Genomic DNA, 16,140 nt, shown 5'->3' with positions numbered 1-16,140 from the left:
CGCAGTGCTCGCCACGGACATCGATACTTACCCGACCGGTTCGCTGCTGCACGAGTTGGCCCGGCTCGGCATCACGCTGAGGCTGGCCGGTGACGACCAGATCGAGGTCCGTGCGCCGCGCGGCAGCCTGACCCAGGAGCTGCGGGAGGCGGTGAGCCGGGAGAAGCCGACGCTGATCGACTGGCTGCGTCGGGCCCGCGGCGACCTGCCGGACGCCGCCAACCTGCCGCTGATCGTGCCCGATCTGGAGGCCCTGTACGAGCCGTTCCTACCGTCGGACCTCCAGCAGTCGTTCCTGATCGGCAGCCGGGAGGGCTTCGAGTACCACGTACGGCCCCACCAGTACATGGAGTTCGAGTTCGACGACCTGGAGCCGGAGCGGTTCGAGGCGGCGCTCAACCGGGTACTGCGGCGGCACCGGCGCAGCCTGGTGGTGGCCCGCCCGGACATGCGGATGCAGACGGTCCGCGACCCGGAGCCGGTCACCGTCCGGGTGACCGACCTGCGCGGGCGACCGGACGAGGAGGTCACCCGCCACCTCGAGCGGGTCCGCGCGGAGACCTGCCGGCGCGAACCGCGACACGAGAGCTGGCCGTGGCTGGAGCCGGAAATCACCCGGTACGGCAGCGGCCGCGCCCGCCTGCACTGGAACAACAACAACATCTTCACCGACGCGCCCAGCGGGGTCGCGCTGATCTCCGACGCGATCCGCGCCTACCACGACCCCGACCTGGATCTGCCCGAGCTGGACGTCAGCTTCCGGGACTGCGTGCTCGCGCTGGCCGAGCTGGAGGAATCCCCGCTCGGGCGCGCCGCGGAGAAGTACTGGACGGACCGGATGGCCGCCTGGCCGGATGCGCCGGACCTGCCGCTGGTGGCGGGCAGCGAGCACCGCGGCCGGTCGATGCTGAACCGGCGGGAGCTCAGCCTCCCGGCCGACGTGTGGTCCGCGCTGAAGCGGCGGGCCGAGGCGTCCGGCATCACCCCGAGCAACGCGCTGCTCGCCGCGCACGCCGAGGTGCTGGCGTCTTGGAGCGGATCCCGGCATTTCCTGCTGAACAACATGATCAGCCACCGTCCGCTGCCGCTGCACCCCCGGATGGCCGAGGTACTCGGCAACTTCGCCTCGCTCTATCCACTTGAGGTGGACTGGCGGCACGACGAGGCGTTTCGGGACCGGGCACGGCGGTTGCAGAACCGGGTGCTCGACGACGTCGCGCACGCCTACTACAGCGGTGCCAAAGTGCTGCAGAAGCTCAACCAGGTGCGCCAGACGCCGGGGCGCGCTATCTGCCCCTACGCGGTGGGCAGCGCCCTGTTCGTGGGCCCGGCCGAACAGCCGTTCTTCGCCATGCTGGAGACGCCGCAGACGTTGCTGGACACCGAGTTCTGGGAACTGCGCGACGGGCGGCTGCTGGTCATCTGGGACGTCATCGACACGATGTTTCCCGACGGGGTGCCGGGCGCGATGCTGGATGCGTACGCCCGGCTGGTGCGCCGGCTGGCCACCGATCCGGATGCCTGGTCGCAGCACGGGTTCGACCTGCTGCCGGACGATCAGCGGCAGCAGCGCGTCACGCTGAACCATTCGGCACGGCCGGTGCCGGCCGGGCTGCTGCACGACGCCCTCCCGGTGCGCGCCGCCGACCGACCGGATCACCTGGCCGTGGTCGCCTCCGGCTCCCGCCTGACCTATGCCGACCTGCACCGGCGCGCCAGTCGCCTGGCCGGCCGGCTGCGGGACGAGGGAGTCCGTGCGGGCGACCGGGTGGCGGTGCTGCTCCCCAAGGGCGCGGACCAGCCGGTGGCAGTGCTTGGTGTGCTGCTGGCCGGCGGCGTGTACGTCCCGGTCGACCCGCGGTGGCCAGCCGACCGGATCGACCTCCTGGTGGCCGACACCAGCGCCGCCGCGGTGTTGACCGACGTGGAAGGCAGCGACACGCCGTTCGCACCGGTGCCGCGGCGCCCGGAGGACCCGGCGTACATCATCTTCACCTCCGGCTCGACCGGCCGACCCAAGGGCGCGGTGCTCGACCACCGCGGTCCGCTGAACACCGTCACGGACATCAACGAACGCTTCGGCGTCACCTCGGACGACGTGCTGTTCGGGGTCTCCTCACTCTGCTTCGACCTGTCGGTGTACGACGTGTTCGGCGCCCTCGCCGCCGGTGCCACCCTGGTCCTACCGGGCGACCACGAGACCGAACCCGCGTCCTGGCTGGACCTTGTCGCCGCCGAGCGGGTCACGGTGTGGAACTCCGTACCCGCGCTGATGCAGTTGTTCGCGGAGGCGGCCGAGGCGGCCGGACGCGTCTATCCGGACCTGCGCGTCGTGCTGCTCAGCGGCGACTGGGTACCGGTCACGCTGCCGGACCTCGTCCGGCGGATCGCGCCGGGCGCCCGGGTGGTCAGTCTGGGCGGCGCGACCGAGGCGTCCATCTGGTCGATCTGCTACCCGGTCGGTGCGGTGGACCCGGCGTGGCCGAGCATCCCGTACGGCCGCCCACTGGCCGGCCAGACCTGGCACATTCTCGACGACCTCGGCCGCGACGCGCCCACCTGGGTGCCCGGCCAGTTGTACATCGGCGGCGCGGGTGTGGCGCTGGGCTACTGGAACGACCCGGAGCGCACGGCCGCCGCGTTCGTCACCCACCCGCGTACCGGGGAACGGCTCTATCGCACCGGCGACCTGGGCCGTTACCTGCCGGACGGGGACATCGAGTTTCTCGGCCGAACCGACTACCAGATCAAAATCCAGGGCTACCGGGTGGAGCCGGGCGAGATCGAGCACGCCATCACCAACTTTCCCGGCGCCGCTCGAGCGGCCGTGCTGGCCCGCACGTCGGGCGCGGGGCGTCAACTGGTCGCGTTCGTAGTGGCCGACCCGGACGGTCCCGGCGTCGACCCGGACGCGTTGCGCGTGGACCTCGCCGGCCGGCTACCCGGTTATCTGGTGCCCCACCAGGTGCAGGTGCTGGACATGCTGCCGCTGACACCGAACGGCAAGACGGACCGGCGGGCCCTCGAAGGGCTGTGGTCAGCCGGGAACGAGGACCGGGCCGAGTACACCGGGCCGCGCGACGACACCGAGGCCGCGCTGATCGACATCTGGGAGTCGGTGCTGGACACCAGGCCGGTCGGGGTACACGACGACTTCTTCGACCTGGGCGGGCAGTCGTTCGCGGCGTTGCGGGTGAGCGGGCTGATCGCGGAGCGGCTGGACCGGCAGGTGCCGCTCGGAGTGCTGCTCGAGCACCGTACCGTCGCCGGGCTGGCAGCCTGGCTGACCGCCCGCGCCGGGACCTGGTCGCCGCTGGTGCGGCTGGCCAAGCGGGACGGGGACGGCTGGTTCCTGGTACACCCGGCGGGTGGCAGCGTCGTCAGCTACCGCGCCCTCGCCGACCAGGCCGGCACGACGGTACATGCCCTGCAAGCCCCGGACACCGTGACGACGGTGGAGAACCTCGCCGAGATGTACGTCCGGGCCATCACTGAGACGCAGCCGCACGGACCGTACCGGGTGGGCGGCTGGTCGTCCGGCGCGGTCATCGCCGCCGAGATCGCCCGGCAGTTGGAGCACCGCGGTCACCGGGTGGAACGGTTGCTGGTGATCGACGCACCGGCCCCGCTGATGCCGCGGCAGGTGGACGACGGAACGCTGCCGCTGTGGTTCCTGGAGGACCTCGACCTCGGACTGTCCGCGGCCGACCTGCGCGACCTGGCCGAGTTGCCACCCGACGAGCGGCTGGCTGCCGGGCTTGAGCGGGCTGGTTCCGACCTGCGCTCCGGCGACCTCACCGGACCGTACGCGACGTTCCGGCAAGTGGTCCGAGCCTGCAACTCCTACCGCGGCACCCGGCTGGATGCCCGGGTCACGGTGGTGCGCGCAGCGACCGAGGTGGTCACCGAGTTCGCCGGGCACCCGTGCTCGGCCGCCGACGACTGGGGGTGGTCCGAGCTGAGCAGCAGCCCGGTCCACACCCGGATCCTGCCCGGCACACACCACACCCTGCTGATCGACCGACGCGCGGTCGACACCATTGCCGCGTTGATGGACTGAGTGGAGGACCACCGATGGCCCTGGAACTGCTTGCCGAACTGCGTCGGCTCGACATCCGGCTGCGACTGACCGACGGGCGCCTGGAGGTGATCGCCCCCGCCGGTGCGCTCACCCCCGGGCTGCGGGACCGGCTACGCGCCGACCGCGACGACCTGATCGCCCTGCTCGCCGGCGCGGGCGACGGCCCCGACCGGACGCTGACCGCCCACCCGGAGGACCGATTCGAGCCCTTCCCGCTGACCGACCTCCAGCACGCCTATCGGGTGGGCCGGGGATCGGCGGTGGAACTGGGCGGGGTGTCCTCGCACTACTACTTCGAGCTGGAGCGGACCGGACTCGACCCGGACCGGCTGACCACCGCGCTGCGGAAGGTGATCGCGCGCCACGACATGCTGCGCATGACGATCCGCCCGGACGGCCGCCAGCAGGTGCTCGCCGAGGTGCCGGAATACGAGATCGCGGTCGCCGACCTCGCCGATCTGCCGGCCGAGATGCGGGACAAGGAACTCGCCCGGCTCCGCACCGAGATGGACCACCAGGTGCTGCCCAGTGACCGGTGGCCGCTGTTCGACATCCGGGCTTCCCTGCTCGGCGGCGGGCGGATCCGGTTGCACGTGAGCCTGGACGTGCTCATCCTCGACGGGTTCAGCCTCTACCTGCTGTTCGGCGAGTGGCGGCGGTTCTACGAGGACCCGGACTGGCAGCCCGCACCGATCGGCCTGTCCTGCCGCGACTACGTGTTGCACGAGGAGGCCGCGCGCGGCAGCGAGGCATACGCCCGGGACGAACGCTACTGGCTGGACCGGCTGGACTCGCTGCCCCCGGCCCCGGCGCTGCCCCTGGCCGTCCAGCCCGCACAGCTCACCCGGACCGAGTTCACCCGGCGGGCGGCCCGGCTGTCCCGGGATCGGTGGGCCGCGCTCACCGCGGGTGCGCGGCAGCGCGGCCTCACCCCGTCGGCGGTGCTGATGACCGCGTTCGCCGAGGTGCTGCGCCGCTGGTCCGGGCAGACCGATCTGACCTTGAACCTGACCCTGTTCAACCGGCCACCGGTGCACCCGGAGATCAACTCGGTGGTCGGCGACTTCACCTCGGTGTCGCTGCTGGCCGTACCCGCACGGATGGACGAGGGATTCACCGGGCGGGTCCAGGACGTGCAGAGCCGGCTGTTGCGCGACATGGAACACCTGTCGTACAGCGGGGTACGGGTATTGCGTGAACGCAGCCGCCGGCTGGGCGCCGGGCCGGGCGCGGCCATGCCGGTGGTGTTCACCAGCGCGCTGGTGCTCGGCGCTCCCGGCGCTGATCCGGCGCAGGGCATCAGGTTCTTCGGCGACGAGGTTTACGCGATCACCCAGACGCCGCAGGTGTGGCTCGACCACCAGGTGTCCGAGGAGGCCGGGGAGCTGGTCTGGAACTGGGACGCGGTGGAAGCCCTGTTCCCCGCCGGGGTGCTCGACGACATGTTCGCGGCGTATCGGGCGATGCTGGACCGGCTGACCACCGACCCGGCCGCCTGGGACTGCACCGACCTGACCGAGTTGCCAGCAGGGCAGGCCGCGGAACGCGCCGCCGCCAATCGCACCACCACCCCGCTGCCTGTACGGACCCTGCCGGACCTGGTCGAGGAACGGGCCGCGGCCCAGCCGGACGCAGTCGCGGTGATCACCTCGGACGGTGAGATCAGCTATGCCGAGACGGTCGCCCGGGCGCGGCGGCTCGCCCGGCGGTTGCGCGAGCTGGGCGCGGCACGCGACACCCTGGTCGCGGTGGTGCTGGACAAGGGCTTGGACCAGGTGCCCGCGGTGCTCGGCGTGACCCTGTCCGGCGCAGCCTACCTACCGATCGATGCCCACTGGCCGCAGGCGCGGCGGCACCGGTTGCTGGACCAGGGTGCGGTCCGCGTGGTGGTCACCAGCCCGCAGCTGCGCGACGAGCTGACCTGGCCGGTCGGCGTCCGGGTGGTCACGCCGGCCGACCCGGAGGTGACCGGCGCATCGGAGGCACCCCTCGCCGACGGGCCCGCACCGGACGATCTGGCGTACGTCATCTTCACCTCCGGCTCGACCGGTGAACCGAAGGGCGTGATGATCGACCATCGGGCCGCCGCGAACACCGTCCAGGACATCAACCAGCGGTTCCGGATCGGCCCGGACGACCGGACTCTCGCCCTCGCCGCACTCAGCTTCGACCTCTCCGTGTACGACGTGTTCGGCCTGCTCGCCGCCGGCGGTGCGGTGGTGATGCCGGACCCACACGGTGTGCACGACCCGGCGCACTGGACCGATCTGGTCGTCCGCCACCGGGTGACCGTGTGGAACTCGGTGCCGGCCCTCCAACAGGTCTGGGCCGATCACCACGGCGACGGGCCGGTGCCGGGCGCGCGGCTGCGGCTGACGCTGCTGAGCGGCGATTGGATCCCGGTCGGCCTGCCCGGCCGGGTGCGCGCGCTGCACCCCGGCATCGAGGTGATCAGCCTGGGAGGAGCGACCGAGGCCTCCATCTGGTCGATCGTCTATCCGATCGGTGAGGTGCCGGCGGATTGGACTCGCATCCCCTACGGCAAGCCACTGGCGAACCAGACCATGCACGTGCACGATGCGACGCTCGAGCCCTGCCCGGTGTGGACGGTCGGCGAGATCTACATCGGTGGTGCCGGCGTGGCGCGCGGCTACTGGGCCGACCCGGAGCGGACGGCGGAACGGTTTCTCGTCCACCCACGGACCGGCGAGCGTTTGTACCGGACCGGCGACATGGGCCGCTACCTGCCCGGCGGGGACATCGAGTTCCTCGGCAGGCAGGACTCCCAGGTGAAGATCAACGGGTACCGGATCGAGCTGGGTGAGATCACGGCGGCGCTACGCCGGGACCCCGGGGTGGCCGAGGCCGTGGTGGACGTGGACGTGAACCCGGCGACCGGCCGTCGTCAGCTCGTCGCCCACGTGGTACCCGCGAGCGGCGACACCGCGGCGAGCGGCCCCGCGGTGGACCGACTGGCCGTCTGGCGGCACGTCCGGGACAGCGGTGACTCGGAACTGCGCCGCGGCCTGGCCGACCTGGACGCCGAGCTGACCGGGTACCGGAAGTTGTGGCACGCGGTGGAGGGCCTGGCCCCGGCCGTGATGGCCCGCACCCTGGCCGCGCTTGGTGCGGCCGGCCGCACCGACGCCGGCGAGATCATCGAGCGGCACGGCCTCAAGCCCGGATATCGGGGCCTGCTCGCGCAGTGGCTACGGGTCCTGGCCGACCGGGGTCGGCTCGGCGAGACCGACGTCGCGGCGCTCGACGAGGAGGTGCGGCACGGACTGGCCGGGTTGCGCCCGGACGGGCAGGAGGCCCTGGTCGGCTACCTGACGAGCTGCGTGGCGAACCAGGTGGAGATGCTCCGCGGTGAGGTCAGCCCGCTGGAACTGCTTCTGCCCGGCGGCGACCCGCGGATCACCGACGCGTTGTACGCCGGCAATCCCGTGTCGCACCTGCAGAACAGGGTCACCGCCCGGGTGGTTCGCGCCCTGGTGGACAAGGCGCCGGCGGGCCGGGCGGTGCGGATCCTGGAAGTCGGCGCGGGCACCGGTGCGACCACCACCCAGGTGCTGCGGGGGCTGCCGGTGACTCGGGTGCACTACCGGTTCACCGATGTGTCGACGTACTTCACGGAGCGGGCCAAGCCGCGCTTCCGTTCGTACCCGTTCGTGGACTACGGAGTATTCGACATCGATCAGCCGCCCGGCGGGCAGGGCGTCTCGCCCGGCTCGGTGGACGTGGTGATCGCGGCCAACGTGCTGCACGACGCCCGCGACCTCGGGCGAAGCCTCCGACACCTGCGGTCGGTGCTCGCGCCGGGCGGCGTGCTGGTGCTGGTCGAGGGGACCGCCAACTCCCTGGTCCAGATGATCTCGGTGGGCTTCATCGAAGGGTTGGGCAGCCATCAGGGCCAGCGGGAGCTGCCGCTGCTCACCGTGCCGGAATGGGCGGAACAGGTCACGGCAGCCGGGTTTGCGCGCTTCGCGGCGGTCCCGGACGGACCGGCCGCAGTGGACGCGCACGAGCAGCACGTGCTGCTCGCCGCCGCCCCGGAGGACCAAGCCGACGTGGACCCGGTTCGGCTGCGCGAGTCCCTGGAGGAGGTGCTCCCGGACTACATGGTCCCCCGGCACCTGATGGTCGTGGACCGGTTGCCGCTGTCCGCCAACGGCAAGGTGGACCGCTCCGCGCTGCCGTCGCCGTGGGAGTCCGCCGCCGTGGAGGAGCGGGTCGCGCCCCGCGACGACGTGGAGCGGCGGCTGGTCGCGATCTGGCGCGACGCGTTGGGGCACGACGACTTCGGAGTGGAGGACAACTTCTTCGAGTTGGGCGGCGACTCGCTGCACGCGGTGAAGATCCTTGATCGGCTGCGCGCCGAGTTCGGGGTCGACAGTGGCGCCGACGAGGGACTGGAGATGCTGTTCGACAGCCCAACCGTCGCAGAACTGGCCCGGCTGCTACGCGAACGGGCGGGTGCCTGACCGTGATGACATCCGGCTTCGACGACGTGGTGGCCGGCGGCGGTACCGCGGGCGCGGTGCTGGCCGCCCGCCTGTCCGAAGACCAGGGCCGGCGCGTGCTGCTCATCGAGGCCGGCCCGGATCCGGCCGGCCCGGACGCGCCGGCCGACACCCTGGGCATCCCGGTGGTGTCCGGGCACAACTGGGACTACCGCGCGTACGTGGGCCCGGAACCGACCGGGCGGACGGCGCTGTATCCGCTCGGCCGGCTGCTCGGCGGCACCTCGGCCATCAACGGGGCGATCGCGCTGCGCGGCCTGCCCGCCGATTTCGACGCCTGGGCCGCGGCCGGCAACCCGGAGTGGTCGTGGGCCGAGACCGGGCCGTGGTACACCGCGCTGGAGGCGGACGGCGGGCCGGTGCCGATCCACCGGGCCGGGCCAGACGAACTCGGGGTGCTGGCCGGCGCGTTCCTACGGGCCTGTCACGGTCTCGGCCTGCCCGTCCTGCCGGATTCCGGCGCCGGCACGGGCACCGGCGCCGGGCCGATCCCGTGCAACGGCCGCGACGGGCGCCGGTACGCCACCACGCGCACCCACCTCGGCCCAGCTCGCGACCGGCCAAACCTCACGGTGTGGCCCGGGTGCATGGTGGACCGGGTGCTGCTGTCCGGCGAGCGGGCGAACGGTGTCCAGGTGATCCGCGACGGCCGCGTGACCCGCGTCCCCGCCGACCGGGTCACCCTCACGGCCGGCGGGATCGGCACCCCGGCTGTGCTGCAGCGGTCCGGCATCGGCCCGGCCGCCCGGCTCGCCGCGCTGGGCGTCCGGCCCCGGGTGGACCTGCCTGGGGTGGGCCTCGGGTTGACCGACCATCCGGCGGTGCCGATCTGGACCCACCCGCTGCCGGCCGCCTGCCGCGATGGCGGCCCGTGGTACCAGGTGATGGCCCGGGCCGCGAGTGACGGCGGCGACCCCGACCTGGCGGTCTTCCTGGCCGCGGACATCAGCACCGGCGGACTGCCCGAGGCGGGCGGCGCGCTGGGCACCCGGACCGCCGCGATGATCTCGTCGGTGCTGCTGCGGCCGGAGTCGCGCGGCTCGGTGTTGATCCGCACGCCCGACCCGACCGACCGTCCGGAGATCGTCCTCGGCCTGGCGACCGCGCCCGCCGACGTGGAACGACTGATGCGGGCGGTCCGGCTGGCCTGGTCGGTGGTGCGGGCGCCGGAGTTCGCCGCGAACCTCAAACGGGTCCTGGTCTGGACCGACCGGATGGTGTCCGAGGACCGGCTGCTGCGCGGCGCGCTGGCCCGCTGGACCGTGCCGCTGTTCCACGCCGCCGGTACCGCCCGGATGGGTCCGGCCGATGACGCGGCGGCGGTGGTGGACGGGCGCGGGCGCGTGCACCAGGTGGCCGGTCTGCGGGTGGCCGACGCCTCGGTCTTCCCCAGCCAGCCCAGCGCCCCGCCCGCCCTGACCTGCGTGCTGCTCGCCGAGCGAATGGCCCGATGGATGCGCTGACCCACATCGACCCAAGGAGATGATGATGACGAACCGGTTTCCGCTCACCGACATGCAGGTCGCCTACCTGGTCGGCAAGAGCCGGCTGATCGAGCTCGGCGGCCGGCAGAACTACTACGTCGAGCTGGATGTGGTGGGCCTGGATCCGGTGCGCGCGGAGGAGGCACTCAACCTCGTCGTGCACCGGCAGGAGCACCTGCGCACGGTGATTCTGGAGGAGGGCGCCCAGGAGGTCCTGGATCTGGCCGGCCTGCCCCGGCTGAAAGTGCCGGTGATCGACCTGACCGGAGTGGGAGACGAGGAGCGGTACGAGTCGCTGCGGCGCACCCGGGATCGGATGAGCGAGAGCGGCGGCCTGGACCCGACCGCGTGGCCGCTGTTCGAGGTAGAGATCAGCCGGATCCGCCCGCACCGCTGCCGGGTGCACCTGCGGATGAACCTGATCCTGCTGGACGGGCCGAGTCTGCGCCGCTGCATCCTGGAGTGGCTGGAGTTCTACCGGGACCCGCACGTCCGGCTCCCCCCGGTGAAGACGACGTTCCGGGACTGGCAGCTCGCTCTGGTCGAGTACGAAAAAACCGATGCGTTCCGCAAGCAGTGGGAGTACTGGGAGTCTCGCCTCGATTCCCTACGCGAGGCCCCGCGGCTGCCGCTGGCCCGCAGCCCGGGCAGCATCGGCGAGGTGTCGTTCACCGGCCGGCGCAGCTTCCTGACCGGCACGCAGTGGGCGAACTTCAAAGCCAACTTCCGCCGGCATCGGGTACTCGCCACGACCGGCCTGCTGCACGTCTACGCCGAGACGCTCGCCGCCTGGGCCGAGAACCCGCACTTCGTGCTCAACGTGGTGCACCAGAACATGGCCACTCGCCACGCGGGTTCCGAGCAGGTCGTCGGGCAGCGCAGCGCCACCCTGCCGCTGGAGGTCGACTACCGAGAGGGCGACTTCTGGGCCCGGGCGCAGCGTCTGCAGAAGCAGCTGTTCCGGGACATGGCGAACAGTGACGTCACCGCGGTCCGAATCGGCCGGGAATTGGCCGCACGGCACGGCTGGACTCAGCGGGCCACCTTCCCATTCGTGTTCACCAGCAACCAGGGTCCCGGCTGGGACACGGCGGTGGTCAGCCGGCCCGCTTTCCGGCTCGTCGACCGGATCCAGCACACGCCACAGGTGCTCATCGACGACCAGATCCGGGATGCCCCGGACGGCGGCGTGTCGTCCATGCTGGACTTCGTCGAGGCGGCGTTCCCGCCCGGTCTGCCCGACCTGATGGTGGGCACCTACCGGCACCTGCTGGAGACCCTGGGTCGACCGGACGGTAGCGACGGCGAGCCCGACCTGGTTCCACCGGCCCACCGGGAGCTGATCGCCGGGATCAACGACACCGCCGCCGAGTTGCCCGAGGGCCGGCTGGAGGACGGTTTCCTGGCCCAGGCCGCCGCGCATCCGGACGCACCGGCGGTGATCACCCCCGACCGGGTGCTGACCTACGCCGAGGTCGCGGCCCGCTCCCGAGGGGTGGCCGCATGGCTGCGCCAGCGCGGGGTCCGTCGCGGCGACGTGGTGCCCGTGGTGCTGACCAAGGGCTGGGAGCAGGTCATCGCGGTACTCGGCGTGCTGCGGGCCGGCGCCGCCTACTGCCCGATCGATGCGACCACCCCGGAGCACCGACTCAGCATGCTGCTCGACGAGTCCGGTGCCACGGTGGTGCTCGCGAAGTCGACGCACCCGGTGGCCTCCGGCCTGCCCACCCTGGCGGTGGACGAGGTGGCCGGGACCAGTGGGCCGGCCGGGCCGGACGACGGCAGGCCGGACGATCTGGCGTATGTCATCTACACCTCCGGGTCGACCGGGCGGCCGAAGGGAGTCGCGATCGAGCACCGGGCCGCCCTGAACACCGTGCTCGACATCAACGGGCGGATCGGCCTGGGCCCGGCGGACCGGGTGTTCGGCATCTCGTCGCTCAGTTTCGACCTGTCCGTCTGGGACGTCTTCGGCACCTTGGCCGCAGGCGCCGCACTGGTACTGCCCGCGGCGAGCGAGCGGCCGGATCCGATCGCCTGGGCCGCGGACGCCGCCCGGCACGGGGTGACCGTATGGAACTCGGTGCCCGCACTGGCCGAGATGCTGCTCGAGGTGGCCGAGTCCCGGCCCGGGGCGGACCGAGCGCCCGTGCGGGCGTTCCTGCTCAGCGGTGACTGGGTGCCCACCGCGCTGCCGGACCGGCTGCGCGCGGCCTGGCCGGGCGCCCGGATCGTCGCGATGGGCGGCGCCACCGAGGCGTCGATCTGGTCGAACATCTTCGAGGTGGGTGAGGTCGACCCCGCCTGGCGCAGCGTCCCGTACGGCCGGCCACTGACCAACCAGACGATGCGGGTGCTCGACCATCGGCTGGACATCCGGCAGCCGTGGGCGGTGGGCCGGATCTTCATCGGCGGCGCCGGGCTGGCGCGCGGCTACTGGCGCGACGACGAACGCACCGCGGACCGGTTCGTCGTCCATCCACACACCGGTGAGCGGCTGTACCGGACCGGTGACCTGGGCCGCTACTGGCCGGACGGGACCATCGAGTTCCTCGGGCGCGAGGACCGGCAGGTGAAGATTCAGGGCTTCCGAGTGGAGCCGGGCGAGGTGGAGGCGGCGATCCGCAGCCACCCCGCCGTCCGGGACTGTGTGTCCTGCATCGGCGCCGGCGCGGGCGGCACACCCCGCCTGCTCGCTCTGGTCGTCCCGGTTCCGGGTGAGAAACCGGGCGAACAGGAGCTGCTGGCACACCTGCGCGGCCGGCTCCCGGCCCACCTGGTCCCGGCCCGCATCGGGGTGGTAGCCGAGCTGCCACTGACCGCGAATGGCAAGGTGGACACCGATCGCGCGGTCGCCGCGGTGGACGCCCTCGATCCGCCGCCGGCCGCCCCGGTCCCGGACAGCCCGCTCACCGGCCGACTACGCGCGCTCTGGGCGGATCTGCTCCAGCTCGCCGACGTGGACCCGGACGCCGACTTCTTCGCACTCGGCGGCAACTCACTGCAAGCTCTGCGGATGGTCAACCGGCTGCGCTCGGAGCTCGGCGCGGACGTACCGGTCGGCAGGGTGTTCGAAATGCCGACCGTACGGCTGCTCGCCGCGTCCATCCAGGACGGCAAGGCACTGAGCGACTGCTCGGTCGAGCTGTCCGGCAGTCCGGGACGGCCGCTGTTCCTGTTCCACGTGGTCGGCGGGTCGATCGACCGTTACCGCGCGCTGGCCGACGCCTGGCCGGGACCGGTCCGTGCCTTCCAGAGCCGCGCACTGATCAACCCGGACGAGAGCGCCTTTCCGCCCGACCTGGAAACCATGGCGGCCAGCTACCGGGAGGAAATGCAACGCCTACAGCCGGAGGGCCCGTACGTGCTGGGCGGCTGGTCCAGCGGCGGTCTGCTCGCCTACGAGGTCGCCCGGCAGCTCGAGGCCCGCGGGCACCGCTCCCAGGTTTTCATGATCGACAGCGAGATCCGCGAACTGCACCTGCCCACCGGAGATCTGGAGCGGCACCTGGCATTCCCCATCGGCCTGGCCCGAGGGCCGGTACCCGAGGCGGTGAACGAGGCAATCCGTCGCGCGCCGGAGCATGACCGCACCCGGGCGGCGCGCGACGCCTGCGTGGCGCACGGGCTCCTGCCCGAGGACATCGGCGTGGACACGTACGCCCGGCTGAAGCACCTCCAAGAGCACGAGCTGGGGCTGATGGCGGCGTACCGGCCGGGGCGCCTCGAGCAGCCGGTGTTGCTGTTCGTGGCGACCGAGGAGACGGAGCGGCCGGACCCGGTGCCGGCGTGGCGGGAGGTCAACCATGCGCTGGTGGTGCAACCGCTGATCGGCGACCACTTCACCATCGCGGACCGTTTCACCGAGGTGGCCGGCAGCGTGGCGGGTTGGCTCGCTCCGGCGGCACCGGGGCGAGCCGCGTGACCGGCCGGCTGGCGGTCAGCTTCGCCTGGGGCAACCAGGCCCTGGGACACGCCTCCAGGCTGGCCGCCGTGCACACCGAGCTGCGGGCGCTCGGCTGGGACTCGCTGTTCTTCGCCGACCAGGAGCACCGGCTGCTGCGTGACCACGGCTTTCCCCAACTGGTGCTCCCGATGTACCGCGAGTGTGTCATCGGCGAGGCGTGGAGCGGCAGTGCGGCGGCGGAGGCCCGACAGCGCCTGGCCGGCGCTCAGATGAACGAGTCGGTCCGGCTGCGGGCGGCCGCGTTGCTGGACGCGCCGGCCGGAGACCGGCGCCGCCTGGCCGAGCTGATCGTCGAGGAGGCGGCCGGGCACGCCGACCTGGTGCTACACGACGTGCTGGTGCACGGCGCGCTGTACGCCACGGCGGCCCGACGCCAAACCCCCCAGGCGTACCTGCACCGGCCGCGCACCGACCGACCGGACCCGGCGGCGTGGGTGGCGGCCGAGGTGCCGGCCATCGGCACGGTGTACGCGATCGGTGCGCCGGTGCCGGCGGGCTCCGTCCGGGTTCGGGAGGTCGCCGACGTGATTCGCCGCCCGCTGGACGACCGGCCGGTGTGGGGTCCGGAGGACACCGGACTACGCGTCGCGGTGACCGCGGGCGGTGGCGGGCACCCGGACGCCGAGGAGTTCCTCACCGCCGCGGTGGCCGGCGTCGCGGCGTTCCTGGGGTCGCGCCCGGCGTCGGTGCTGGTGGTGACCGGACCTTTCTTCACCGGCCGGCTCACCCTGCCGCCGGTGCCGGGCGCCCGGGTCACGGTGACCGGTTACGTCGACCCGCGGCACAGCCTGTACCGCGACACCGATCTGCTGGTCTGTCAGGGCGGATACAACACCGTGCAGGAGATCCGGCACCACGGCGTACCGGTGGTCGCGGTGCCCGGGCCTCGGATGCTCGATGACCAACGCGGGCGTCTGTCGTCGGCGGGTGTGCGGGTGGCCGGCCCGGTGCCGGACGAGATCGCGGCCGGGCTGGCCGAGGTGGCCGGGCGTGATCGCGACCTGCCTGCGCCGGCGCCGGTTGACGGGCCGCCTGGCGCACGGCAGGTCGCCGAGGACCTCACCGCTCTGGTGCCGGCCCGCTGACCCGGGACTCCGGTGGTGTCGCCGGCCCGGCCGACCGCTGCCCGCCGGAGATCATCCCCGTACCGCCACTGGCTCCGGCCGGTGGCGGTACGGGCAGCACACCGGCGCGGATCTGGGCGTCACGGGCCGCCGCCCACGCCCTCTCCCATCGGCGGTCCAGCCATCGGGCCAGGCGGCTGCCCGAATACGCCGGTCCCCGCTGGGCGAAGGCCCGCCGGGTGAAGGCGTCGGCCAGCGCCTCCCGGTCGAGGAGGTGCGCGGCCCAGGCGGCGCCGGCCGTCGCGTCGGCGCGCAGTTCGTCGTAGCAGACCAACGCGATCCGGTCCGGCGGCAGCCCGCGGACGCCGCGGATGAGCCGGAGAACGCGGACGTACATCCAGCCGTTGATCAGCGCCCGGAGCAGGCGGCCGACCGGGCCGGGCGAGAGAATCCGGGCCAGCCGGCCGGGCCGGATGCCGTCCGCACCGAGCGCCTGGGTGTAACCGCTCGGCGTGCGCAGGATCCGGGCGAGCGCTTGCCGGGTGCTCCCCTGCACGTCGCCGAGACGGCGTCGGATGAGCAGGATCCGCGCCTGCGGGAAGTCGGTCAGCAACCGTTTCTCGTGGCCCAGGTCGAACGGGTTCTTCAGGACCACCGTGGTGCCCGGTGCGCCGAGTTCGCGGATCGCCTGGCGGAGCACGCCGACGCCGGCCGGGTCGGCATAGAGCGAGTTGTGGCCGGTGAAGCGGCGCAGCAGGAAGCCGTACTCCTCGGCGGTGTCAGGTGTGACGGCGAGCCGGTCCACGCCGCGGGTCGCGCCGGAGGCCGGAGCCGCGGCGAGGAAGTCGGCCAGCGACGGGATGTGCTGGGCGAGGTAGCCGGCGGTGGTGGTGACGCCGCCCGTAGCCTCGGTGACCGCGGCCGCGGTCAGCGTGGTACCGCTGCGGTGTAGCCCATTGATGAACAGCACAGGGGGTGGTTCCGGGCCGGTCGGCATCAGACGCCTCCTCGAGAGATCCGG

At 72.6% G+C, this 16,140-nt stretch carries 6 protein-coding genes; 5 read left to right on the top strand and 1 reads right to left on the bottom strand.

The features are described from left to right. Positions 1–4: 4 nt before the first annotated feature. From ACQEUX_RS03435 to ACQEUX_RS03415, 5 genes are read left to right on the top strand one after another with little or no spacing between them, the layout of a single operon-like run. A complete protein-coding gene (locus ACQEUX_RS03435) occupies positions 5–4,060 on the top strand; it encodes an amino acid adenylation domain-containing protein (protein ID WP_433040932.1) in 4,056 nt (1,351 codons plus the stop codon). Between the two features lie 14 nt (positions 4,061–4,074). After that, on the top strand, positions 4,075–8,565 hold the full coding sequence (locus ACQEUX_RS03430; RefSeq protein ID WP_433040929.1) for an amino acid adenylation domain-containing protein: 4,491 nt from the start codon (positions 4,075–4,077) through the stop codon (positions 8,563–8,565). 5 nt (positions 8,566–8,570) lie between these two features. Further along, positions 8,571–10,067: a GMC family oxidoreductase gene (locus ACQEUX_RS03425; protein ID WP_433049575.1), complete on the top strand. Its 1,497-nt coding sequence runs from the start codon at positions 8,571–8,573 to the stop codon at positions 10,065–10,067. Positions 10,068–10,092: 25 nt separating this feature from the next. Further along, positions 10,093–14,013 (top strand): non-ribosomal peptide synthetase, encoded by a 3,921-nt coding sequence (locus ACQEUX_RS03420; protein ID WP_433040926.1) that lies wholly within the window; start codon positions 10,093–10,095, stop codon positions 14,011–14,013. Next, the gene (locus ACQEUX_RS03415; protein ID WP_433040923.1) at positions 14,010–15,140 is read left to right on the top strand and encodes a glycosyltransferase; all 1,131 of its coding nucleotides are present in this window, start codon (positions 14,010–14,012) and stop codon (positions 15,138–15,140) included. The genes ACQEUX_RS03420 and ACQEUX_RS03415 overlap by 4 nt, the downstream gene beginning before the upstream one ends. Here ACQEUX_RS03415 and ACQEUX_RS03410 read toward each other — a convergent pair. Further along, positions 15,115–16,116: a sulfotransferase gene (locus ACQEUX_RS03410; protein ID WP_433040920.1), complete on the bottom strand. Its 1,002-nt coding sequence runs from the start codon at positions 16,114–16,116 to the stop codon at positions 15,115–15,117. The genes ACQEUX_RS03415 and ACQEUX_RS03410 overlap by 26 nt on opposite strands. Positions 16,117–16,140 lie beyond the last annotated feature (24 nt).

This window comes from Micromonospora sp. CA-259024, assembly GCF_050936255.1.
Classification (GTDB): Bacteria; Actinomycetota; Actinomycetes; order Mycobacteriales; family Micromonosporaceae; genus Micromonospora.
This window is presented reverse-complemented; position numbering and strand designations above follow the sequence as displayed.